Below are 23,928 nucleotides of genomic sequence, written 5' to 3' on the forward strand. Positions count from 1 at the left end.
TGCCGGGTCGGGTCCCAGTCATCGGGTTGTCGTATCGATCCACTCCACGGCGACCCGCCCAGAACCCAGAGGTCACGCCAATGGGCGAAGCTGAACATCTCATGGTCGTCCGTGAAGCCCTCCTCGTACCCACAGCTGTGACACGTTTGGTACAGGCCTCCGGCGAACTGGATGCGCGTCGGCTCGCGGAAGTCATCGAACCCGCACGCAAAGCACACGTAGCTGTCGTCACCGTGCTTCACCATGTGCAGGGTTCACCCTTCTGGTCATCCAAGTAGTTCTCGTCGCTTGTCGGAAAGTATGTGCGGGTGCTCCCGTCGTCACTGTATGTACCGAATTCTCTCGTGTTGTAGTCGTAGATTCGTACGTTCCCGCTGCTGTCGACTTTTGCTGGGAGGTTCTGGCTAATGGCGCGCATGAGGAACTGGTTCGCTGCAAGGGTGTACTGGTCAGCCGTCACGAAGCCGAATTGGTGAGCGTGGTCGTCCACATGGCGTTGGAGCGTTTGTATGTCGCGCCACCAGTTCGGACCGTCCGAGTACGATCCGTCGGGGGCGTCGGGCATGCACGGAGGCAAACCTCCCACCGGCGGCTTCTTGCCTCCCCCGGAACCACCGCCGGAGGATTCGCTCGACGGCGCGGTTGGAATGTCAACGCGCGGAGTCGGGTCGAATCTGACGGGCGGTTGGCCAGGCTGCGAACTAGGAGGGACCGCTCCTCGTGGCGCTCCTCCGGTGGGCGCTTCGGGCAGGCACAACCCGGTCCTCGCTGTTACACCTGTGCAGGGTGAATCGCCTCGCGATGGCGAGAGGCATGAGCTGAGGGTTCCGCCGATCCCACAGGATCCGCCCGCCGTGGTCGGCTGGTTCGGGGGCAGGTACGAACCGTTCTGGGTCTTCTGTTGAATCTTGATTCCGCCGCGGGTGGGGTCGACAAGCCGCTCAGTGAAGCTCTCCCAGCCGATCAAGATGTGCTTGAGGACGCTGCTGATGAATCTGATCGTGCCGTCAGCGCGGACGGAGATTCCGCCGAATAGTTGGTCAGCGAAATAGCTCGTTGTGGTGGTCTTGATGCCGTTCGCAATCGTGATCGTTTGCGATGATCCTGTCGGCTTGAGGAAGGAAAAGAGATTCGCGTCGTAAGGAGTGAGCTTTATCCCTTTGGCTGCCGGACCCGGCTCGGCGTCATTGTTCCTCGGCCCGCCTCCTCCGTCGTCGGTTCGTGCGGCTTCGCTGATGGTGGCGACGATGTCGACAACACTGAGAATTGTCAGCAGCACGTTGATGCCGGGGATCTCGAAGCCCACGGCTCGCGCCGCAAGGCGGGCGCTCAGACTTGCTAGTCGTCCTTCGGTCGCTGCATCAGCCAAGGCCAGCGTGCCAGGAGCAAGCGCTTGCCTGGCATCGAGGTAGTTGTTGTACGCCGTCATGTCGAGGCCGACACCGTCGTATTGATTTGATGTGATGCCCGGGAGGGTGTAAACCTTCTGCCCCGGTGCTGGGCACGTTTGGGGGACGTTCACGCAGTGGCCTGAGGGGTCGTTCGCGGAGACAGGGTTGGCGTTGGCGTAGAGATAGCGGTTGGTCGATGTCGAGCCTTGTATTGGAAGGTCGACTGTGTCGCGGGTGAGGAACGTTCCAAGCGAGGGCTGGTACCAGCGGGCGCCCATGTTCACAGCACCGGTTGTCGGGTCGGTCCAGTCTCCTTGGAATCCGAAGGAGGTGGTGCGGGGTGAGCTGCGGATGTCGCTGTCGTCCGTAGGGGTACCGAATGGTGTGAAGGCGTTTCGTGCGCTGAGTTGGCCAGTGTTGGTGAGCTGTCCGACGGTGTCGTCGTGGCTGTTGGCTAGGACAAGGCCGCGTGCATTGGTGGGTACGTTCTCCGAGAGAGCGACTTCTCCGTTCGCGAATCGAGTGAGGAGCTCCGTTGTGACGTTGCCGTTCGAGACAGAGATCGGGTCTTTGGCTAGTCCGTCAAATTGAAAGGACGTTGCGCCGGTTCCGATGAGCCGTCCAAGGGCGTCATAGCTGTAGGTCGACCCGCCATCGGTGATGAGCTGATCCAGCGCGTCGTACTTCAGCGTCCTGTCGCCGATGGCAGTGATGTCTCCGCGCGCGTTTGAGGTGATTGCCTCGGAAGTCGTGCCTTGTGAGTTTGTTGTTTGAAGCTGGGTCAAACGGTTTCGTGCGTCGTAGGTCCAAGACTTCGTCGTCGATCCGTCGGAAGACTTGATCAGGTTGCCGACGCTGCCCCAGGTGTAGGTGGTGCGGGCCGGGGCTGCTTGTCCGGGAGGTGCATTCGGCTGCCAGGACGTGAGACGGGAAGCTAGGTCGTAGGTATAGGTTCCCCCGTCAGTGGTGCCAGCTGCGTTGACGACCTTGCTGACCAAGTTGCCAACGGAGTCGTAGGTGTAGTCGGTTTTCGATTTCTGGCTGCCGGCGCCGTCGGTCACGGTGTCTTGTGCAAGATGGCCGAACGCGTCATAGGCGTGCGCAACCGATCCATTTACCGTTGATCCGGTCCGATACGTCTCGGTCGCTAGCCGTCCGGTGGCGGGCTCGTAGTCTCTGACCAGCCGATCGCCACCCGCCTCTACCGCGATCTCACGCCCAGTGGCATCAAATGAGTGAGTGATTCGTCTGGGAATGCCGCCGTTGCTGTGGTCGAGGTCAGTGACGGTGCCGAGCCTCATGTTGTCGTCGTAGGAGTAATTCGTGTTGCCCAGAGGTCCGCGAGAGGTGAGTAGCTGTGCTCGGGATCCCCAGGTGTAGGCCTGGTCGCCTAGCGGGGTCGAGATTTTGGTGAGGTCGCCTGCATTGCTGTAGCTGAACTGTCGTTCAACGTTGGCGGCCGTGTTGGCCGGGTCGACGGCGGTCGTTTTCACGACTCTGCCCAGCAGGTTGATCGTGTTTGTCTGGGTGACGCCGCCGGGTTCAACGGTTTTCGTGGCAAGTCCGCCGAGATCGTAGATTGTTGTCCACGTACGATCCTCTAGGGCGATGGCACCGGTGGTTTTTGGCTCGATGAATCGCTCGACTTTGTTCCAAGTGTTGTACGTCGCCCAGGTTGCGAAGTTTGCCGGATCCGAGATTCGCACCCGGTTACCGACGACGTCGTACCCCATGGTCGTGATATGCGTGAATGCCGACGTGGCCTTTTGCGCCAGGGAGGTCACTCTCCCGGCAAGATCGTATGTTCGGGTGACTTGCCCGCCGTTTGGCGACGTGGTGTTGAGTGGGCGGCCCGCGGCGTCATACGAATTGGTCGTGATGTGGCGGGTGCTGTCGGATCCGATGGTGTCTGTTTCGATCTCCCTGCCGGCGCCGTCGAAGATGTGCTCGATCGCTTCTCCATTTGGTCGAGTAGAGCGAATCATTCGGCCGCGCGCGTCATATGCAAAGGTCTCGGCTCCGGAAATCCCGGCCGGATAACGGCGAGTCATCTCCCCGACGCTGTTGTACTCAAAGCGTGAATGGGCCCCGTTTCGACCATTGTTGCCGTTGAGCCATTCGTCAGTAATGTTTCCTGCGTCGTCGTAGGCCCAATAGGTCATCAGGTGGACGGCGCCATCGATGCAGCACGAGTCCTCGAGTTGGGTTTTGGTGTCGCGCAAGACTCGGCCGAGCTCGTCTCGGTTGAAGGATTCCGTTGCACCACGGTCGTCAGTGATGGACCAGAGGTCGCCGTTAGGTGCGTAGCCGAGGACGACTGATTGATGGCGCCCGTCGAGCTCTTGTCCGTCGGTCCGAACAAGGTGTCCTTGGATGTCGTAGGTGTAACTCGTGGTGGCGCCGCGGGCATCTGTTTCCTCGACCAAGTCTCCGCTGACAGAGTACGTGCGAGTGATCTCCGGGTTGATCGCGGCCCCTCCGGGCGGACCGTATGTCGGAAGAGACGTCTTGACCGGGTTGCCTGCAACGTCATAGGTGATCTTGGTGAGCCGGCCCAGGGCATCCTTCGTCTCGGTGACCTCACCGAACGCGTTGTAGCCGAACACCGTGCGGTCGCGGGCAGGCGCCTGGGTTAGGCCGGTGTAGTCGGGCGCAGCTGGTGCGTCGACGGTTACCTCGACGCCCTCGATCTGGACTTGTCGGCCGAGCAGGTCGTAAGTGATGTGGCTGGTTCCAGCAAGTTCTTTGGGCGTGCCGATGCTCACTGGATCGAGGGTCGCCACGATGAGCTCGTTTTGATCTCGCTGGTATGCCGTGACGATCGAGGAAGTGCCCGTACTAGTGGAGACGCGAATCGGATTCCCGGCCTCGTCGACTTCGATCTCTTGAGATTCTGTTCGGACACCATCGGCTACAACCGATCCAACGGTCCGTCCGACGACGTCGCGCTTGATCGTCGTCTTCCGATTGACCCCCTGCGGGTCGACAATCGTAGTTTCCAGACGGCCCTCGGCATCGTACGTGAAGTCGGTACGACGGCTTCCGCCTCGCACCTCCGAGGTGAGCAGATTGCGCGCGTCGTAGGAGCCTCTCCACATTTCGACATCACGCTGTGGCCCGTCAGGTTGAGTCACGCCTTCGCGCACAACACGGCGAAGCAGGTTGTCGTTGGTGTAGCTGTATCGGGTGACCCGCCCGTTAGCATCGGCCTCAGCTGTCATGCGACCAGCGAGATCCCATTGATAGGTGTGCTCAACGATTCGTTGAGCTACGCCGAGCACCTCGATGTCAGTCTCCACGCGGGTGACTTCGCCTGTTAAGAGAGAGTATGTGAAGTCGGTTCGCTTCCCGCGCGGATCGAGGACGCTGCTGACGAGTGTTGGGTTGGCAGCACTGTAGGTATACGCCGTTGCGGCACCTGCGGGCGAAATTTGCTTTGTGACCCTACCTGCGCTGTCGTACTCGAATCGACTAATCCGGTCAGGCTCCGCTTGTTCGAGCGTTGCGCAGTCGATTGCGCGCTCTTGCACTTGCGTGAGGTGTCCAGCGCGGTCGTAGGTTCGCGCGGCTTGTTTGCGGGTGGTGCGGTTGGTCACTGTGTTCTTTACGCACGGGTGAAACTCTCCGACTACCCGTCCGAGGCTGTCGCGCGTGTAGGTGATGGTGGCGTCGCCGGTTCCCGTTCCAGTAGATGTTTCTTCAAGGATGGCTCCCGAACGAGCGTCATATTTTCGTTTGATTCTGCCGTGGCCCACTTCGTCGAAAGTAATGAGGTCCCCGTTACTTGCGTAGCGATAGTCGGAGACGCCTCCCAAAGTAGTTACTGCTCGGAGGAGTCCAGGTGGAGCGGCGATTCCAGGCGAGGCCGCACCGGAGAGTGGGTCGACAGCGACGGTTTGGCTGTTTGTATAGAAGTAGTCGATGACTTCGCCAGCTGGAGCGCCGGCAGTGGGCAAGCCTTGTCGGCGTGTTAGATGGCCGGCGTCGTCATAGCTGTACATGTTCGGTGCATCGAAAATCGTTCCCGTGGATGCGCCGATCGTCAGCCCGGCGGAACGATACGACGGATCCGCTTGAGTCGGTGCGCGTAGTTTCGATTGTGATGTCAACTGGGTTTGCGGATCGCGTGAAGTCCAGGTGCTGACCAGATTGCCTGCGGGGTCGTATCCGAACTGTGTTGCATTGCTGTTCTCGTCGACGAATTCGTTGAGCTGTCCCAACGCGTTGTAGTCCCAGAATCGCGAGTTCGCCGGTGTGGTCGGCGTGTTCGGCAACGACCGCTGTTTGATCCTCAATCGATCGTGGTCGTCGAAGAAGAGCCGTGTTTGGCTTGTGAGGCACGATTCCCGGCCATTGGCTATAGTCCGATATTCGCAGTAATAGGCGACGTCTCCGCCGTAATAGTTGTAACCGTTGAGATAGGACGCACTTCCGTCTCCGTCGATCATGGTGACAACACGGTCGACCGAACCCGGCTCGGTGAGCGTTGCGGTTCTTGTGCGATGGTTACCGTCCCACGAACCGATCGTGATGTCGCGGACACCTGGGAGTGGATCGCCATAGTGGTTGGTGGCAGCAAACGATCTTCCGCTGGTGGAGTAGTGAGTGATGTCTCCTTGCGGATTCGTCACTGTCGACAGTCGAGAGCATTCGTAGTCGTAGATCCAGGTGTTTCCTCCGCCGCCTAGACTGACCGCTCTGATATGTCGTCGCGTGCTCTTTGGTGCGGTGGCGCAGGTGTTGGTGTCAGTAACCCAGGAAACACTGATGGAGCGCCCGGATGGGGTCTGAGTGATCTTCGTAATGTCGCCGTTGGCGCGAGTGAACTCCCATGTTGAGCCAGGGAAGGTGATTCGTTGGAGTTCGCCGTTCGAACTGAAGCGTTCTTTGATGCCCGTGGACTCGGAGATCTCGAATGCGCCGTCCGCTCCGACAGAGATGCGAGTCGTTGAGCCGAGGTCACCGCGGCCGGCCCACGTGCCGTCCCGGTTTCTGCCGAAAGCCTCTTGGCGCCCGTCTGGATGCGTCACCACGACGACTGAGTTTCCCGAGATGCGATCGAGCTTGGCATCGAAGACGGACATCCAACCTCGACCGAACGCACCTTCAGTTTCGTCGGCGCCGGTCGAGAAGTAGCGGTCAATCGTGAGGGGTGTGTTCGCACCAGCGACCGAGAGGTCGTGCGCTTGGCTCGTGAATATGCCGTAGGGGAGGATGAGACCTCCAACAGAGCTTTCACCGTGGCCCGCACCGACCTCACGCCAATCTGCGGCACCGGGGACAACGATGAAGAAGTCAGGTGTTGCGTTTGGGCCGGTCGCTGCGTAGGTGGTCGCGTTTCCGTCAGACACACTCGCCGTCCAGTAATAGTGGCCGCCCCATCTGAGCCCAGGAGCTGGTACTTGCCACCAGGCGGATTGCGGTCCCGACTCGATGCAGTTTGTGGTCAAGGCGAGGTCTTCGCAAACCTTGAAACGGTAGACCAGTGCACCTCCTGGCCAGTCATCTGGGTCTGTCGAATTGACGAAAAGGGTCGGCGTGGTGCCCGAGAGCGTCGCTCCTGTGCCGGGAGACGCGAGCTGGATTGAAGGCGCACGGTTCACGACTTCAAGATGGGCATTCTCCGCGCGGACGCCAACGTTGATGAGCTTCCCCACGCCGGGGACCGAGACACTCCAGGCGAGGGTCCACGTTCCCGGTGGCAAAGGTGCAACGCGTACGCGCACCTGTGCTCGAGCTCCCGGCGCGATGGGTGAAGTGATCGCGCTCGTCGCGACAGGGAGAGTCGACGGTTGCGCCTGCCCGGTGAAGAGGTCGTACGAAAGCGAGGAACCTGCCGGAATTGTCCGGGTTCCCAAATTCTCGAGCAGGTAGTCATAGAAACCGTCCCGGTTGTTCTGGACAGGCGTGACATCTGCGAACGCGGCCATACGAGCCCCCCATTGCCCATCAGGGGAGACAAGGCTGTCCATGCTGGCCAGGCTCATTGCGCTGTGTTGATCCCCTCGAAGGGGCGACGCGGGCTCCGGCGCGTCACTCCCGCTGGAGCCCGACACCACTGCCGGTTGAGGTGACTCGTTGGAGGGAACCAACACAGGTGGGGTGATTGAGCGCAGCTCTTCCTGTTTTGCAGCAGATCCAAGAGCGGCGCGCTCGGCGTTGACTCGGGCCGCCACCTCGTCGACCTCAGTGCTTGTAGGAGGCGCCTCAGGGGGCAGAGGCGTGCGCTGTTCCAGGGGGTTGGGAACGCCTGCCTGGGTCCGCTCGAGCTCAGGGAACCAACCCTTCGCTGGTGTCCAATCCGTTTGATGTGGTTCGGACGCCATGGCCGCAATCGGCTGCATGAGAGAACCGACTACCGCGCAAGCCACTACAACCGTGACAATGCGACTTTTGCGTCGTGAGCCCACACTTCCCCCTTAGCTGAGAACTAGCTTTCTTTTTCTAATCACCTCACCGTGAAAGCAGGCTCGTTTATTCAGGGGTTAACGCAGAATTGTCTGGTTCGATGCAGCCGGTTCAGCGCAGTGCTGAGTGTTAACCTGAGCCGGGACGCGCGGTCGCTGGAATCTTCCGGCGCGCCGTTCCGGCGGAGCACCAACTCAGCGCCGACACCGCTTGCGGCGCAACATCGGAGCTTGTTTCGATGTCTACCTCGATGAGGGGCCTGGCGCGCCGGTACTCGTGGGCTCGCCGCCTGCCTCCTTCATGGGCGGCCGCACTCTGGCGGGCAGCTCGTTCGAGTACACCGCCCCCACCTGGCCAACCCACTCACTACGCCGAACTGCTGCTCGTTTCCGGCTGCCGGTACTTCGGGGGCGACACTACGCTCTTCGGCGCGTTCGCCGACGTCACCCCCGATGACCGGGGCGCTGGCCTGATGGACGCCGAGTACCAGCTCCTGCACGGCGACAGTCAACCTCGCACGATCGGCGAATTCGACCACCTGGTGCAGCAGAAGGAACCTCACCCGCATGGGCGCGCTGCGCTTCACCGCGCCCGGAGCAACCCCTCGCGCGACCAGTGGCTCACCGCCGGATCGATGCCGGCGGAGCCGCCCCCACGTGAAACCCTCGGTCCGATGAGGATGCGGGGGTCTTCGTTTGCCCGCCGGTCGTCCGGGACGTGTGAGGATCTTCAGCAGCATCCGCCGGGCAGAACCCGCCACACGGCCGATCGGCTTGCTAGTGTCTGGCCATGATCCGTTGGGGGGTTGGTCGCTGCGCTGCGGCCTTGGTCGTCGTGGGTGTGATGGGGCTGGTGTCGGGGTGCTCTCCGGCCGGTCCTCCCGCGCGCCCGACGCCCACGTCGCCTGCTCCGGATCCGGTCTCGATCGAGCAGCAGCTCCCGAACCTCCTGGTCGCCGGTCAGACCATCGGGACGGGCGAGCTCCGGGTCGTCGATCACGAACCGATCCCCGGACCCGCCTCGGAGCACCCGCTCACCGGCGCCGTGCGCGTCGTCGTGGGCGCCGACCACGGTGTCGAGGTGCATATCCGCCCGGACGATCCCGCCACGGTCGACCTGACCGTGCTCGATCTCGTGATGACCGGCAAGCGGCACGACGGCGGCGCGGAGAACATCCAGGCTGAGGACGCATTCGGTCTCGTCCCCAAACCGAAGGCCGCCGACACCGGTGGTGAGCTGGTCTTCCTGATGCCGCTCGACTCGCCCTCCGCCGGTGACCCGACGTTCCTGCACTCACTCGAAGAGAGCCCGTCCGGCGACGCTCGGCTGCTGGCGGTGGCGGAACTCACCTGGACGCTTCCGTCCGCCTATCCCGCGCTGAAGGTCGCCGACCGGGGGACCGAGACGAACGCGCGCGGCCGGACCGTCCTGGACGGCGGAACCCCTGCCTACTACGTTCCGAGCACGGACGACACGATCTACCAGGTCTCCCGACGGTTCGGCATCTCCGAGACGCAATTGGTGTGGCTGAACCCGGAACTGCTGATGGGCTCCCCCGACCCGCAGCTGAAGACGGGTATCGGGGTCAACCTGGACCCGAGCCGTCGCTGACCGGTCCCGACGATCGGGCAGTTTTGGAGAAGTACCCGTTCGAGAGCGGTCGTAGGTTGGTCCCGAGATCGACGAGGAAGGACTCACCATGGCACCCACATTCAGTGCAGAGGAGAAGGCCGCGATGAAGGCGGCCGTCGCGGAGAAGAAGGCGGCGGAGGCCGGGGCCGAAGCGGCCGCGGCGTGCGACGACGCGATCGCGGCGCTCACCGGGACGGACAAGCAGCTCGCGGAGGTGTTCCACCGGCTCGTCGCCGAGAACACGGACCTGTCCGCGAAGACCTGGTACGGGATCCCTGCCTACGCGGATGCCGCGGGTAAGACGGTCGTGGCCTTCAAGCCGGCGTCGAAGTTCAAGATGCGGTACGCGACGATCGAGTTCCAGCCGGCGGCCGAGCTGGACGACGGCGACCTCTGGCCGGTCGGCTTCGCGGTCGCGAAGCTGGGCGCGACGGAACAGGAGCGGGTGGCGCGGGCGCTTCGGAGCGCGGTCGGGCGCTGAGCTCCGCGGTTCCGCTCCGCCCTTGACGCCCGCGGCACGTCTCTTGACCGTGCAGGAAGGGTCGCGCAGCGAGCGTTCCCGGCCGGCACGCGGCATGCGACGCTCGGATCACCCCGACGGAGTGGGCTGTGGAGAGGAACCGCGATGGATGGATCGAACGCGCCCCGGACGATCGTGATCGGCGCAGGCTCGGCCGGCTCGGTCGTGGCGCGGAGACTCGCCGACGCGGGACACGACGTCACCGTGCTCGAGGCCGGCGGCGAGGACCGCAACCCGGCCATCCACGACCCGAGCCGGATGGGCGAGCTGTGGCACAGCCCGGACGACTGGGACTACTTCACCGTCCCGCAGCCGCACGCGGCCGGCCGGCGCCTGCATCTGCCCCGCGGCAAGGTGCTCGGCGGGTCGCACGCGCTCAACGCGATGATCTGGGTGCGCTGCGCACCCGCGGACTACGACGACTGGGCCGCTCTCGGCAATGACGGCTGGGCGTGGAGCGACGTGCTCCCCATGTACCGGGCGATCGAGCGCTTCGCGGGAGGCGCCTCCGCGCTGCACGGCGTCGAGGGTCTGCTGGACGTCACGGACGACTACCCCCTCGACCCCATCCAGGAGTCCATCGTCGCGGCGGCGGTCGAGGAAGGACTCGAGCACAACCCCGACTACAACGGTGACCACCTCGACGGCGTATCGCAGGAGCAGATCACGGTGCGCGACGGTCACCGGCTGAACACCTACCTCGCCTACCTCAAGCCGGTCCGCGATCGCGTGGACGTGCGGGTCGGCTGCTGGGTGCACCGCCTCCTGATCGAGACCGGGGAGGGGACCCCGCGCGTGGTCGGTGTGGAGTTCGAGCAGGACGGGCGGGTGGAGCAGCTGCGCGCGGACGAGGTGGTGCTCTGCGCCGGGGCCCTGGACTCGCCGCGCATCCTGCTCCGCTCCGGGATCGGGCCGGCGGACGAGCTGACCGCGGTCGGCATCGACCCCCTGATCGACCTGCCCGGGGTGGGCAAGAACCTGCACGACCACCTGCTCTCCCCCGTGATCTTCGGCACCGAGCGGGAGGTCGGTGCGCCGCGCGAAGGCGTCTCGGTGACGCAGTCGCACCTCTTCTGGCGCAGCGATCCCGCGCTCGACCGGCCGGACACCCAGCCCATCCACTTCAGCGTGCCGATGTATCAGGACGGCATGACCGGACCCGATGACGGCTTCTCCCTGATGGCAGGGATCGTCTCGCCGAAGGCCCGCGGGAGCGTCACGCTCTCCGGCCCCGGCGCGCACGACCCGATCCTGATCGACCTGGACGCCCTCGGCCACCCGGACGATCTGGCCTCGCTGGTCGCCTCCGTGCGCCAGTGCCGCCGGATCGGCGCGCGACCGGCCCTCGCCGCGTGGGGCGCGACCGAGGTCCACCCCGGCGCGGAGATCGGCGACGACGGGCTGGAGGACTACGTCCGGTCGACGGCGGTGACCTACCACCACCAGGTCGGCACCTGCGCGATGGGCGTCGACGACCGTGCGGTCGTCACTCCCCGGCTCCGCGTGCACGGCGTGGACGGCGTGCGGGTCGCCGACGCGTCGATCATGCCGACCATCACCACGGGGAACACGAACGCCCCGGCGGTCCTGATCGGCGAGCGAGCCGCCGCGTTCATCCTCGCCGGCGAATGACGGCCGGGAGCGGGCGGGCCTGATGGACCTCGGGTTGACGTCCTCGGTCGCGATCGTGACCGGCGCGGCCTCCGGCATCGGCGACGCCTGCGCGCGAGCGCTGCATGCCGAGGGCGCCCGCGTCGGACTCCTCGACCGCGATCGGGAGGCCGGCGAGGCGCTGGCGGCCCGGCTCGGCCCCGGCGCGCTGTTCGTCGAGGCCGACGTCACCGACGAGGATGCGCTGCGCACCGCGATCGACGCCGTGGCCGAGCGCTTCGGCGCCCTGGACGCGGTGGTCTGCTGCGCGGGCGTCTCCGGACCGTTCGGGCGCGGCATCGAGGAGATCGCGGTCGCGGAGTGGAACGCGGTGCTGGCCGTCAACGCGACCGGCGCGTTCCTCTCGGTCAAGCACGCGGTCCGGCACCTGAGGGCGGCGGCCACGCCCGCCATCGTGCTCCTCGCCTCCGATTCGAGCTTCGTGGCCGCGCCGGGGATGGTGCCGTACAACGCATCCAAGGGGGCGCTGCTGCAGCTCACCCGCGCTCTCTCCGTCGATCTCGCGCAGGACGGCATCCGCGTCAACTGTGTCTGCCCGTCCGTCGTGGACACCCCGATGGCCCGCGCCGACCTCCAGGTGGAGGCGGGAGGCCTCGCCGCACTCGGCTTCCCGGTGCAGTCCCCGGATGATGTGGCCCGGCATGTCGCCTATCTCGCGTCGCCGGCCTCCCGGCCGATCAACGGTCACGCTCTCGTCTCCGACTTCGGCTATCTCGCCCGTTCGTCGTTCCCCGCCTGAGCCCGCCCGCCGCGCCCCACCCTCGACAGAAAGCAGGCCCCATGGCCCCCATCGGATCATCCGCCGACCGCGACGTCGTCCTCATCACCGGAGGCGGAACCGGCATCGGAGCCGCGACCGCCCGCCGCTACGCCGCGGGGGGCGCGCATGTCGTGGTGGTCGGCCGCCGGAAGGAGCCCCTCGACGCCCTCGCTGCCGAGACCGGCGCCCTGGCGGTGGTCGCCGACGCGAGCGTGCGCGAGGAGATGGAGGCCGCGATCTCCCGCGTCGTCGCCGAGTTCGGTCGCATCGATGTCGTCGTCGCCAACGCCGGCGGCCACGGCCTGGCGACGGTGGCCGACACCGACGACGACGCGTGGGAGCTGTCGTTCCGCACCAATACGACCACCGCGTTCGTGCTGGCGCGCGCCGCACTGCCGCACCTGATCGCGACCCGCGGCCGGATCGTGATCGTGTCCTCGCTGGCCGGGCTCTTCGCCGGGCCGTCCGTCGCGGGGTACACGGTCGGCAAGCACGCCCTCATCGGGCTCACCCGCTCGCTGGCTCGCGACTACGGACGTTCCGGGGTGCGGGTGAACGCGGTGTGCCCCGGCTGGGTGCAGACTCCGATGGCGGATGCCGAGATGGAGGAGTTCGCACGGCAGGCAGGGCTCGACGGCCCCGAGCAGGGCTACGATCTGGTGACCGCCGACGTGCCGCTCGGCCGGCCCGCCCAACCGGAGGAGATCGCAGCGGTGATCCGCTTCCTCGGCTCGGCGGAGTCGTCCTACATCACCGGCGCGACGATCGTCGTCGATGGCGGCGCGCACATCGTCGACGTGCCGACCATCCCGTTGGCGCGCGCCGGGCTGTAGCGGGTCGCACGCCGAGAGCGCGGGAGGCCCGGCCTCCTGCGCTCTCGATCGCCTCGGCCGCTCAGCCGCCGAGGTAGGCGCGGTGCAGCACCTCGGGCGAGGACTGCAGTGTGGCGGCGTCGCCCTGGAAGGTCACCCGGCCTCCGGCCACGACGAGCGCGTCCGTCGCGACGCCGAGGGCCAGGTGGGTGAACTGCTCGACGAGCAGCACGCCGACACCCGACTCCGCGAACTGCGCGATCATCGGCAGCAGCCGCATGAACACGACGGGGGCGAGCCCCAGCGACATCTCGTCGATCAGCAGGAACCGCGGCTGCGACGCGAACGCCCGGGCCAGCACGACCATCTGCTGCTCGCCGCCGGAGAGCAGGCCCGACGCACTGCTACGGCGCTTCTCCAGCTCGGGGAAGCGGGCCAGGGCCGCGTCCACGCCGTCCGCCGAGCCGGCCGTCAACCGGATGTTCTCCTGCACGGTCAACGACGGGAAGATGGCCCGGCCCTGCTCGATGTGCACGATCCCACGGCGAGCGCGCTGCACGCGGGACAGCCGGCCGATGGGCTCGCCGTCTACCAGGATGCTGCCGCCGCTGGCCGTCACCACGCCCGAGACCGACTCGAGCAGGCTGGTCTTGCCGGCCCCGTTCGGGCCGACCAGAGCGGTGATCCGCCCGGGCTCCACGCGCAGGCTGACATCGCTGATGACCGGCCCGGCGCCCCGGCTGACGGTGACGTTCTGCAGTTCGAGGGCGTTCACAGCATCTCCGTCTCACCCATGTAGGCCTTCATCACGGCGCGGTCGGCGAGCACGTCGGCCTGCGGTCCGTTCGCCAGCACCTCGCCGAAGTCGAGCACCGTGAGCTCCGAGCAGACCGAGCGGACCAGGTCGAGGTCGTGCTCGATCAGCACGATCGACATCCCGAACCGCGTCGGTGCGTCGCGCAGGCGGCGGCCGAGAGCGACGTGCTCCTCGTGCGAGAGGCCGGCGGCGGGCTCGTCGAGGATGAGGATGCGCGGACGCGACAGCACATTGGCCGCGACCTCCACGATGCGCCGGGTGCCGACGTCCACGCTCTGCAACCGTGTGCGGGCGGTGGGGCAGCCGAAGAAGGCCAGCGTGTCGTCGATCTCGGCTCTGGTGAGTCGGCGGCGCGCGACGAAGCGCACGTACGCCTCGACGGTGAGGGTGGGCGGCACCCGGTCCTGCTGGAAGGTGCGTCGCAGTCCGAGCCGCGCGCGGCGGGTGGCCGACAAGCCGTTCAGGACACGCCCATCCAGGCTGACCGTGCCGGTGTGCTGCGGCAGGAAGCCCGTCACCGCGTCGACGAAGGTCGACTTGCCTGCGCCGTTGGGGCCGATCAGCCCCAGGATGGTGTTCTCGGGGACCACCAGGCTCACGCCGTTCAGTGCCCGGACCTGGCCGAAGGCGACGCCCAGGTCCTCGACCACGAGCACGGGGGTGCGCGGTGCGGCCGGTCCGGCGGTCGATGGCGGAGCCTCCCGCGGCGATTCCACCTCGGTCGGGCCGGCCTCCACGGCTTCCGCAGCGTCCGGGGCGGCCGTGGTGACGGCAGTGGTGCGCGCAGCCTGCCGCTTCCACCACGCGTTCCGGATGCCCTGCCCCAGGTTCGATCCGCTGGTCAGCGCCTGCACTCCGAGCACACCGAAGATCACGAACGCCCAGTCCTGCGGGATGCCCCAGCGCTTGAGCAGTTCGGGCACGGCCACCCACACGATTCCGCCGAAGATCGCCATGTCGATCAGGTAGGCGCCCGACATCACCGCCAGCACGTAGAGGGCGAGCGACTGGATCGGCGTGAAGCTGCTCGCGAACGGCAACCCCACCTGTCCGGCGATCAACCCGCCGCTGATGCCGCCGAGGGTCGCGCTCACCGCGAAGGCGGTCAGCTTGGAGCTGCGGACGCTGGCGCCGACCGAGGCGGTGCCGCGCTCCGAGAAGGCCACGGACTTCCAGCTGCTGCCCCATCGCCCGTTCTGCAGGAAGTAGATCACGACCCCGCAGATCGCGAGCACCACGACGCTGAAGAAGAAGTACGACCGGTCGTCGCTGAAGGGGTCGGGCCGCAGCACCGAGATGCCGTCCGTCGAGCCGGGGAACTGGATCTGCACCAGGGTGACGTCGGCCGCCGCGGCGAAGCCGAGGGTCACGACGGCGAGGTTCACCCCGCGCAGCCGCAGTGCCGGCAGGCCGACCAGCACACCGACGAGGCCCGCGGCGGCGCCGCCGAGCAGCAGCCAGACGATGAATCCGCCGGGCGCGTCCAGGGTGTTGAGCAGCGAGACGATCCAGGCCCCCACCGCCGCGAAGATCAGCTGGCAGAGGGCGATCATCCCGGCGCTGCCGGTCACGATGCCGAGGCCCAGGATGGCGATGGCCGCGACCACGGCGCTCACCGCCAGGAAGACGAAGTAGCCCGACAGGGTGACGCTGAGAACGTATCCGGCGAGGATGCCGACGACGCCGACGACCAGCGGGAACGCGATCCGCGCCGCGGGGGTGCTGCTAACGCGCCGCATCCCACACCTCCTTGCGCTGCATCCACAGCAGGAATCCGACGATGAAGAGGAACGGCAGGAAGTTGCGGATCAGCGACACCTGGTCGATCTGCGCAACCAGACCGCTGAGCAGGCCGAGGGCGAGACCGCCGACGACGGCGAGGTCCAGCCGTCGGAAGGCCCCGAGCAGGGCCGCGGCCGACGCCGGGACGATGAGCATCGAGAGGCTCGTCGCGTCGTTGGACTGCGACGGGGCGACGATGATGATCACCAGGGCGCTGATCACGCCCGTGACGGCCCAGACCGCGACGCTCAACGGCTTCGACGGGATGCCGATCAGCTCCGCGGTGGTCGGGCGCTCGGAGAGGGCCCGCAGCTTCGTTCCGATGGACGTGCGCGTGAGCACGAGCCGGCAGGCGACGGCCACCACCACGGCCAGGGAGACGGTCGCCACCGTCACCTGGCTGATGACCACCCCGCCGACGGTGAAGGCGGGCCCGGCGATGATCGGGCTGAACGGCTGCGGCTTGTTGCCGAAGAGGATGAACGACAGCGAGATCAGCAGCAGCAGGGGGCCGACGGTGACGGCGGAGCGGGTGGTGATGTCGGCTTCCGAGAGCCAGGTCGCGATGATCAGGCCGATGAGGGCGCTGAGGCCCGCGCCGATCAGGATGCCCACGATCGAGGCGACCCAGATCGGCCAGCCCGCCTGGCTGACCAGCCAGACCGCGACGAAGCCGCCGAACATGCCGGTCGCGGCCTGGGAGAAGTTGACGACCCGAACCAGGCGCGACATCAGGGTCAGGCAGACGGCGAGGACCGCGTACAGTCCGCCCGCGGCCAGGCCGGCTAGCGCGCCCTGCAGCATCGGGATGCTCCGTTTCGCTTCTTCACGGTGAGGGGCCTTTCGGGGTGGAGGTCCGGGAGGTCGGGACAGGAGGGTCGGGTCGGGAGGGTCCAGCCGGGCGGGCCCGCGATCGCGGACCCGCCCGGTGGCGCCGTCAGCTCTTCGGGATGGTGATCCAGTCGTCGCCGTTCAGCTCCCACGCGTTGGTGCCCGAGACGAGCTTGATCGGCCAGCCTGCGGTGTTCTGGTCGTGCACCTTAGCGGTGCCGAACACGTAGGGGGTGCCGACCATCGGATTGTCGATGGGCTTCATGTCGTGGAGGGCCGCGGTGACGGACTCGCGGGTGATGTCGCCCTTGATGGACTCCGCCACCTGGATGAAGTACTTCGCCGCCAGGTAGCCGCCCTGCGAGAACGAGGTCAGCGGGATCTTGTTCTTCTCCATCAGCGCCCGCCAGTCCTTGTTGATGTCGCTGGAGGCGTCGGTGAACGGGTAGAACTCGGCCGGCACGTAGATCCCGCCTCCGGCGTCGCTGACGGCCTTGGCGAAGTTGTCGCTGTAGACGCTGGTCAGGTACAGCCACTTCACGTCGTTCCAGCCCTGCGCGTTGGCCGCCTTGACCTGGGCGATGGCATCGGGCTCGACCGGGTTGATGGCGAGCGCCTTGCATCCGGCGTCCTTGGCCTTCACGATGTACGGCGTGTAGTCACTGGCGCCGTAGGGCACGGTGTCGTCGATGTACAGCGGCTTCTTGCCGGTGATCGCCGTCCACTTGTCGATGGCCTTCTGGTACGCAGGGCGGGTGCTCCCCGCGATCTCCAGCAGCACGCAGATGTTGTCCAGCTTCGCCACCTCGGAGCCGTAGTACAGCGTGAGGGTCAGGTCGTTGAAGGGGCCGACGTTCGCCGGCGAGATGTTGGGGCTGTCGAAGCAGCCGGTGTCGACGCCGATGCCGGGGATCGAGAGGATCTTCTGCTGCGCGTAGTACTTCGCGTTGATCTCGCACTCGATGAGGCTCGCCGAGCCGACCATCGCGACGGCTTCGTCGCTGCCGACGATCTCGCGGGCGTTGGCGGAGGCCGTGGCCGGGTCGCCCTTGTCGTCCAGGCTCTTGTAGTCGATCGTGTGGCCGTTGATCCCGCCCTTGGCGTTCTGCTCGGCGAACACGGCCGCCGCGGCCTGCGACGCCTCCGGGAACGTCGCCGCCCCGCTCTTGGTGTTGACCGAGCCGACGACGATCGGGCTCGATCCGTTGCCGCCGCTGCCGCCGCTGCAGCCGCTCAGCACGAGTGCCGCGGATGCCGCGACCGCTGCGGCCGCGTAGAGGACGTTCTTCTTCATGCGCTTCCCTGCCTCTCGGGTTGCGCCACGACCACTTCGTCGTGGCGTTGCTCCGCCGCGGTGCCCGACGGCGAACGGGTGGTTCTCGTGATTGCTACTGCCGACGCTATGCGGCGTGCGTCGACGGCTGTTGTCTGTCGCCGCACGCTGGTTGTTTCTCCGGGAAGGCTCGCTCAGGCGAGCGCGTCGCGGACGAGCGCGGTGTCGGTGAACTGCTCGAACCGGACGACCTCGCCGCCCTCGAGGCGCCAGACGTGGGCGACCCGCGCCGAGAAGTGCCGCCCGGTGGACCGCGCGGTGCCGCTGTAGGTGCCGAGCCCGACGATGGTGTCGCCGCCGTCGATCAGCTCGGTGACGGCGGCCACGTAGCCGTCCCAGTCGGCGGCGATGCGCTCGAAGACGTTCTCGCGGACGGCGGCCGGGCCGATGTACGTCCCGGCGTAGGGGAAGCCGGCCATCTCGGTCCATTGGACGTCGGCTGCGAGGGGGGCGAGCATCCCCTCGAGGTCGCCGCGGTCGGAGGCGGCGTAGTGCGCTGCGATGATGTCGCGGTTGCTGGTCATGTCGGTCCTCAGGGTCAGGGGGCGGGTCGATGCTGCGATGCGGCGGATGCCGCTGGTTCGGTCGGGCCGGGCCGGGCCGGTCGGGGCTGCCGGTGCGTCAGACGGGCTGCGCGTCCGGGTAGACGACGGCGCCGAGCGGGTAGATGTGGCCGCCGGCGCGGGAGTGCTCGGACTCGCCCGCGCCGTTGAGTCCGAGGAAGACGCCCGTGGTCATGAGGTCGTACCCGAGATCGTGCAGCCAGACGCTGGCCACGGCGATGCGGAACTCGCGGAAGCAGAACAGGTAGAGCCCGTCGGCGAACTTCCAGACGGTCGAGAGATCCATGTCGCCGTGCCCGCGCTGCACCCCTTCGAGGCACTGCCAGGCGTACCGCTGCGACGAGACGTAGACGTGCTCGTAGAGGTGGTGCGGGCTGTAGCGGTAGACGTTGCGCTTGCCGATGAGGTCGCGGGAGGGGGCGGGGACCTCCCCGGTGGGCTCGCCGCCGTCGGTCACCGCCGCCCAGAACGTCTGGGTGACCCGCGGGGTGCCCTCGATCTCCGTCTCCCCGATCACGGAGCGGGTTACGAGCGCGCGATGCGTCGTGGTCGAGAAGACGACCGTGATCGCTTCGCGTTCGACCGACGTGAGCGGCAGGTTGACGAACACGACGTCGTCCCGCACGGCCACCGCGTCGTAGGGGTCCCGCGCACCGGCCGGGGAGCGGAGCGAGCCGGTCGCACTCCATCGGACGGTGTCGGACTCGAACGCCAGCGACAGGGTCGACCCGTCGTCGAGGGTGAGTGCGAGCGATCGGCCGGTGAGATCGGTGTTCGGCAGTCGGAAGGTGTCGATCCCGGCGGCGAACTCGTCGTACGTGCGCCATTCGTCGGTCGCCGGGTCGGCGGGGAGGTCGGGCGCTGAGGTGCTCGTGTCGGTCATGGGTCGTCCTTTCGGTGGGCGGTTCAGTGGGAGGCGGCGCCGGAGACGCGGCGCTGCTGCGGGTCGATCACGGCCTTGATGACGTCGTCCTCGCGGCCGCCGATCACGCGGAAGGCCGTCTCGACCTCGTCGAGCCCGAAGCGGTGGGTGACCAGGTCGTCGAACGGGAACGCGCCGCGCTCCAGCATCCGGATCGCCGGCTCGAAGCCGCTGGCGGAGAGGAAGGAGGGCAGCAGGTCGATCTCACGGGTGAGCAGATCCTCGTCGGCACGGAAGCCGACGTGGACGTCCGCGCCGCACGCGCCGGCGAGCACGACCCGGCCACCGCGGCGGACCAGGCGGACGGCCTGCTGCTGTGCCGAGGCGACCCCGGCGATCTCGATGACCGCGTCGGCGAGGCCGCCGCCGAGGGCGGCGCGCACCGCGGCCACCGGGTCGCTTCCGCGTGCGTCGACGGTGGCGTCCGCGCCGAAACGCTCCGCGAGCGCCAGCCGGGACGGCCGGGTTCCGACCACGACCACACGGCCGGCCCCCGCGCTGCGGGCCGCCGCCGCCGCGAGCAATCCGACGGGACCGGGGCCGACCACGACGACGTCCTCGCCCGGGGCGACGCGGGCCCGCGCGAGCGCGCGGTGGGCGACCGCGAGGGGCTCGACGAGCACGGCCCGCGACCACGGCAGGTCCGTCGGCAGCCGGTGGACGATGGCCTCGCGCGGCGCCAGGAGGTGCTCCGCGTAGCCGCCCCAGAGGCCCGGGGCGACCGTGCGCGGGATGTTCACCCCGAGCTGCCGCCCGTGCGAGGCGCCGCCGGCGGGGTCGTCCGCCTCGCAGAGGTTGTAGCGGCCCTCCCGGCAGCGGGCGCAGGTCTGGCACGGCAGCAGCATCTCGACCGCGATGTGGTCCCCGACGGCGAGACCGCGCCGCCGGGCCGCGGCCTCTCCGATGGCGGCGACCTCGCCGACGAACTCGTGGCCGGGGACGAGCGGGAACGGGTCGCCGATGTGTCCGGCGAGCAGGTGCAGGTCGGTGGCGCAGACGCCGACCAGGGCGATGCGCACCAGCAGGTCGTCGGCGCCCGGAGCGGGCAGAGGCGACTCGGCGGTCTCGATCACGCCGGGCGATGTGAAGACGATCTGTCGGGTGGTGCGCGGGAGGTCTGTGGCGTTGGGCATCGGCGGCTTCCTGCTCGCGTCGGTGCCGCATCGCACCGTTCAGCACCATCGTCGCCGCGGGGACGCGGCCCCTCAATCTCCGCCACCGGTTCGTACGCGGGTCGTCAATCCGCCTTCGCTGGACGACAACGCCGGGTCAGGCCCGGGCGGCCGCCCGCAACTCGCTCGGCGACTCGGCGTAGGCGGCTTTGAACACCCGGCTGAAATGCGCCGCGTCGACGAACCCCCACCGGGCGGCGATCGCCGCCACCGGCCGGTCCGCGTAGAGGGGGCTGAGCAGATCGCGGCGGCAGCGCTCCAGACGCCGGGTGCGGATCCATGCCGACACCGTCGTCCCCTGCTCGCGGAAGATGCCGTGCAGGTGCCGCGTGGAGATGAAGTGCGCGGCGGCGATCTGCGCGGGGCCGAGATCGGTGGAGGCCAGGTTGCGGTCGATGTACGCCCGGATGCGCTGCAGGAGCACCTGATGCGGCGTTCCCGGCCCGGCGTTCACGTCGAGTTCGTTGGCGAACATCGTGGTGACCAGGTCGAGCGCGCTGTGCGCCAGTCGCGCTCCGGTCGCCCCGGAGAGCTGCTCCAGGTTGCCGACCAATTGCGCGAGGAACGGCACGATGATGCCGCCGACTCCGCTCGTGCCGCTCATCCGGACCGCCGTGAGCTGGGCCACGACGTCGGCGGGGAGGTCGATCAGTCGCTTCGGGAACATCACCACCATCGTCCGGAAGTCGTCATCGAAGACGAGAGTGTACGGCCGTTGGGTGTCGTAGACGGCCAGGTCGCCCGGGTGCAGCACCGCCTCCCGGTCGTCCTGGATCAGGAGGCCGGTTCCCGCCAGCTGCAGGCTCAGCTTGAAGTACTGCCGATCGCCCCGGGCGATGAGCTCCGGGGTGCGCTCGACGACGTGCTCGGCGGCGCTCACCTCCGAGACATGCACCTCGTCGGCCTCCGCGGATCGGATCCGCCCCCAGAACGGGTCCGGGCGCGCGCTCGTGACCTGGAGCGGGACGAACGACTCCGACACCGCCGTGCGGAACTCGTCGAAGGTCCGGGCCACCGACGTGGAGACGCGCCCGCCGGGGGTGTGCGGGAGAGATCTGCTGAGCATGGGGACACCTCACTCGGCTCGTGACGGCACTGTATACGATCCGTGATAGGGCACCCTAGCACCGCCTCCGCCCCGATGCCCAGGTCTGCGCGCCCGAAGCCCCGCGTGCTCGCCCGATAGCCTGCTGGAGTGAACGTCTCACTGCGCCCGGTCGACACCCGCACCCAGCGCGACGCCCTGATCGCCTTCCTCAGCTCGAACCGCTTCCCCTTCCACGGGTCCCCCGCCCCGACCGCCGCCGAGGCCGCGGCCCGGGTCGATCGCGGCGATTTCGGGCCGCCGGACAACATCGCGCTCTGGATCGACGAGGACGACATCGACCGGGTCGGGGTGATCGTGTTCGAGGAGATCGCGCACGGCACCCCGCTGATCGACCTGCGGATCGCGGAGCGGCATCGGGGGCGCGGCATCGGAGTGGCGGCGCTGCGCGCGGCCACGACGGCGATCTTCGCCGCGCATCCCGACCTGAACCGGATCGAGGGGAACACGCGCAGCGACAACACCGCCATGCGTCTGGTCTTCGACCGGGCAGGGTATGTCAAGGAGTCGCACTACCGGGAGGCGTGGCCGGTCGCCGAGGGCACGCCGATGGACTCGATCGGCTACGCGATCCTCCGCCGCGACTGGGAGAGCGGGACGACCACCCCGGTCGACTGGGCGGGCTGAGGCGGGGTTCGCGCCTACACCTGGAGCTCAGTAGAGCCTTGCCCGCGCCGCCTCGGCGAACCGGGGAACGCCTGCCCGGGTGAGCGCGAGGAGGAGGTCGTCCACGGTCATCGCCGGAGAGTCATACGCGTCGACGAGCTCCACCAGCGCCCGCAGCGTGGGAGCGTAGAAGAGGTCGAGCTGGTCCAGGAGGAAGTCGTCCGGGTGGACGACATCGAGATCGAACGGCGCGAGCGATTCCGCCGGGAAGTCCCTCATGTTGAAGGTCACCAGCACCTCCGCGCCTCCGCGCACTGCCGCCGCCAACACGTGTCGGTCCTTCTCGTGGTTCGTCATCCTCGGCACGAGGAGTTCGTACCCCGTGACCATCGCGTCGGTGAAGTACTGCTTCATCGCTCCAATCCGCTTGTCGACGAGAGCGCGGTCCTCACCGTTCCGCACCAGATTCTTGCCGAGTTCGAACAGCACGTCCTCTGACCACAACGGCCTGAACAGCCCGCGATCGGCCAGTTCGAGAATGAGGTCGTTCAGCAGAGCCCCGTACAGGACGTTCGTGTCGAAGAAGGCCGGAAAACTCACTCCAGGCCGAGCTCCGCGCGACGCCGGACGTCGGACGGGTCGCCGACCCTGACCGCCGAATCCAGACTCGCCCGTTGGAGATCGCGCAGCGCCGCGCGCCGCTCCGACCGGAAGTGCGCTTGATAGTCGAGCAGGTCATCCAACCGGACACGACGATGCCGGCCCGGCTTCTCGTAGGCGATGTCGCCGGCCTCGAGGAGGCGCACCAGAGTCGGGCGGCTGACCCCGAGGAAGTCTGCTGCTTGTTGCGTCGTCATGGTCATGCCCTGCGGGACGACGGTGATTCCGTCCCCGGCGGCGAGAGCCGTTGTGACCTGCTCGAGGATGCGGAAGATCTCCGTCGGGATCGGACGGGAGACCCCCTGCGGGTCGACGAGCGCCGCGTGCGATGAACTCCCTGCGAGATGCCCTTCGAGTCCGCGCATCACCTCGGCGAAGTCGAGAAGCTCGTCCCGAGCACCCGCCTCGGGGAGGTAGGTGTGTGCCCGGCGCGCGCCGCGCGGCGTGTCGGTCGAGGTGCTCATGACACACATCCTAGACACCCGAATCGAAAAAATCGAACATCGAAACGATATCTGTCGCTGAGGCGGGGTTCCCCGCGACACCCCTCTGGTGCAACGCGTCCGAGGGGTGCACAGTGCGTCTCATGCACAAGATCGCGTACGCCGGCACCATCTTCTACACCGGAGATCGCATCGCCACCGCCCTGCTGGAGTACGCCGCGGCTCTCGCGCGTGCCGGCAGCGCCGTGGCGTTCACGGTCCCGGCCCGCACGTCCGGCGGCGAGCTGACCCGCATCGAGGTGCTGATCGGCCCCGCGAGCCAGTTGGCGAGCGAGCCGGTGGGCGACACCGGGTGGCCCGAGATCGAGGACGACGACGCGGTGGCCGAGCTGGAACGATCGGCGACCGCGCTCGCCCCGCCGGCGCCGACCTTCGACCGACCGTACCCGGACGACGAGTGGGACGGCGTGGAGGGCGTCGGCCGCTGATCCACCCCGCCG

At 67.3% G+C, this 23,928-nt stretch carries 19 protein-coding genes; 7 read left to right on the forward strand and 12 right to left on the reverse strand.

Annotated features, from left to right (window positions below; all coding sequences use genetic code 11):
- Together U870_RS24710 and U870_RS24490 are read right to left on the reverse strand one after the other, a co-directional pair.
- The coding region (locus U870_RS24710) for a hypothetical protein (RefSeq protein ID WP_052357859.1) at positions 1-245 on the reverse strand (245 nt) is incomplete at its 3' end.
- On the reverse strand, positions 239-7,363 hold the full coding sequence (locus U870_RS24490; protein WP_162819205.1) for an RHS repeat-associated core domain-containing protein: 7,125 nt from the start codon (positions 7,361-7,363) through the stop codon (positions 239-241). The genes U870_RS24490 and U870_RS24710, both read right to left, overlap by 7 nt.
- Positions 7,364-8,588: 1,225 nt before the next feature.
- Here U870_RS24490 and U870_RS0119980 point away from each other — a divergent pair.
- The 5 genes from U870_RS0119980 to U870_RS0120000 all read left to right on the forward strand — a co-directional run bounded on the left by U870_RS0119980 (position 8,589) and on the right by U870_RS0120000 (position 13,215).
- Positions 8,589-9,410, forward strand: coding sequence for a hypothetical protein (locus U870_RS0119980; protein ID WP_025159134.1), 822 nt, complete (start codon positions 8,589-8,591; stop codon positions 9,408-9,410).
- 88 nt (positions 9,411-9,498) lie between these two features.
- On the forward strand, positions 9,499-9,912 hold the full coding sequence (locus tag U870_RS0119985; RefSeq protein WP_025159135.1) for a hypothetical protein: 414 nt from the start codon (positions 9,499-9,501) through the stop codon (positions 9,910-9,912).
- A 144-nt stretch (positions 9,913-10,056) separates the two neighbouring features.
- Positions 10,057-11,583 carry a GMC family oxidoreductase gene (locus tag U870_RS0119990; protein WP_025159136.1) on the forward strand — a complete coding sequence of 509 codons (1,527 nt, stop codon included), beginning with the start codon at positions 10,057-10,059 and terminating at the stop codon, positions 11,581-11,583.
- 34 nt (positions 11,584-11,617) lie between these two features.
- Positions 11,618-12,361 carry an SDR family NAD(P)-dependent oxidoreductase gene (locus U870_RS0119995; protein WP_240183764.1) on the forward strand — a complete coding sequence of 248 codons (744 nt, stop codon included), beginning with the start codon at positions 11,618-11,620 and terminating at the stop codon, positions 12,359-12,361.
- Positions 12,362-12,402: 41 nt separating this feature from the next.
- Entirely contained in the window at positions 12,403-13,215 is an 813-nt protein-coding gene (locus U870_RS0120000) for an SDR family NAD(P)-dependent oxidoreductase (protein ID WP_025159138.1), read from the forward strand.
- A gap of 61 nt (positions 13,216-13,276) precedes the next feature.
- Here the strand turns inward: U870_RS0120000 and U870_RS0120005 are convergent, their stop codons facing one another.
- The 8 genes from U870_RS0120005 to U870_RS0120040 form a co-directional block, all read right to left on the reverse strand.
- A complete protein-coding gene (locus U870_RS0120005) occupies positions 13,277-13,969 on the reverse strand; it encodes an ABC transporter ATP-binding protein (RefSeq protein WP_025159139.1) in 693 nt (230 codons plus the stop codon).
- Positions 13,966-15,750, reverse strand: a complete 1,785-nt coding sequence (locus U870_RS0120010) for an ATP-binding cassette domain-containing protein (protein WP_025159140.1) — start codon at positions 15,748-15,750, stop codon at positions 13,966-13,968. The genes U870_RS0120005 and U870_RS0120010 overlap by 4 nt, the downstream gene beginning before the upstream one ends.
- Positions 15,737-16,597: a branched-chain amino acid ABC transporter permease gene (locus U870_RS0120015; RefSeq protein ID WP_025159141.1), complete on the reverse strand. Its 861-nt coding sequence runs from the start codon at positions 16,595-16,597 to the stop codon at positions 15,737-15,739. The genes U870_RS0120010 and U870_RS0120015 overlap by 14 nt, the downstream gene beginning before the upstream one ends.
- 133 nt (positions 16,598-16,730) lie before the next feature.
- Positions 16,731-17,918 carry an ABC transporter substrate-binding protein gene (locus U870_RS0120020; RefSeq protein WP_025159142.1) on the reverse strand — a complete coding sequence of 396 codons (1,188 nt, stop codon included), beginning with the start codon at positions 17,916-17,918 and terminating at the stop codon, positions 16,731-16,733.
- A gap of 173 nt (positions 17,919-18,091) precedes the next feature.
- Positions 18,092-18,481, reverse strand: coding sequence for a nuclear transport factor 2 family protein (locus tag U870_RS0120025; protein WP_025159143.1), 390 nt, complete (start codon positions 18,479-18,481; stop codon positions 18,092-18,094).
- Positions 18,482-18,578: 97 nt separating this feature from the next.
- Positions 18,579-19,403: a MoaF C-terminal domain-containing protein gene (locus U870_RS0120030; RefSeq protein ID WP_025159144.1), complete on the reverse strand. Its 825-nt coding sequence runs from the start codon at positions 19,401-19,403 to the stop codon at positions 18,579-18,581.
- Between the two features lie 23 nt (positions 19,404-19,426).
- Positions 19,427-20,575: a zinc-dependent alcohol dehydrogenase gene (locus tag U870_RS0120035; protein ID WP_025159145.1), complete on the reverse strand. Its 1,149-nt coding sequence runs from the start codon at positions 20,573-20,575 to the stop codon at positions 19,427-19,429.
- 136 nt (positions 20,576-20,711) lie between these two features.
- Positions 20,712-21,680, reverse strand: a complete 969-nt coding sequence (locus U870_RS0120040) for a helix-turn-helix domain-containing protein (RefSeq protein WP_025159146.1) — start codon at positions 21,678-21,680, stop codon at positions 20,712-20,714.
- A gap of 129 nt (positions 21,681-21,809) precedes the next feature.
- Here U870_RS0120040 and U870_RS0120045 point away from each other — a divergent pair, with 129 nt between their 5' ends.
- The gene (locus U870_RS0120045) at positions 21,810-22,346 is read left to right on the forward strand and encodes a GNAT family N-acetyltransferase (protein ID WP_025159147.1); all 537 of its coding nucleotides are present in this window, start codon (positions 21,810-21,812) and stop codon (positions 22,344-22,346) included.
- 27 nt (positions 22,347-22,373) lie between these two features.
- Here the strand turns inward: U870_RS0120045 and U870_RS0120050 are convergent, their stop codons facing one another.
- On the reverse strand, positions 22,374-22,925 hold the full coding sequence (locus U870_RS0120050) for a PIN domain-containing protein (RefSeq protein WP_025159148.1): 552 nt from the start codon (positions 22,923-22,925) through the stop codon (positions 22,374-22,376).
- Entirely contained in the window at positions 22,922-23,449 is a 528-nt protein-coding gene (locus U870_RS0120055) for a helix-turn-helix domain-containing protein (protein ID WP_025159149.1), read from the reverse strand. The genes U870_RS0120050 and U870_RS0120055 overlap by 4 nt, the downstream gene beginning before the upstream one ends.
- 122 nt (positions 23,450-23,571) lie before the next feature.
- Here U870_RS0120055 and U870_RS0120060 point away from each other — a divergent pair, with 122 nt between their 5' ends.
- Positions 23,572-23,916 carry a hypothetical protein gene (locus U870_RS0120060; RefSeq protein WP_025159150.1) on the forward strand — a complete coding sequence of 115 codons (345 nt, stop codon included), beginning with the start codon at positions 23,572-23,574 and terminating at the stop codon, positions 23,914-23,916.
- Positions 23,917-23,928 lie beyond the last annotated feature (12 nt).

This window comes from Leifsonia aquatica H1aii, from assembly GCF_000633535.1.
Taxonomy (GTDB): Bacteria; Actinomycetota; Actinomycetes; order Actinomycetales; family Microbacteriaceae; genus Leifsonia; species Leifsonia aquatica_A.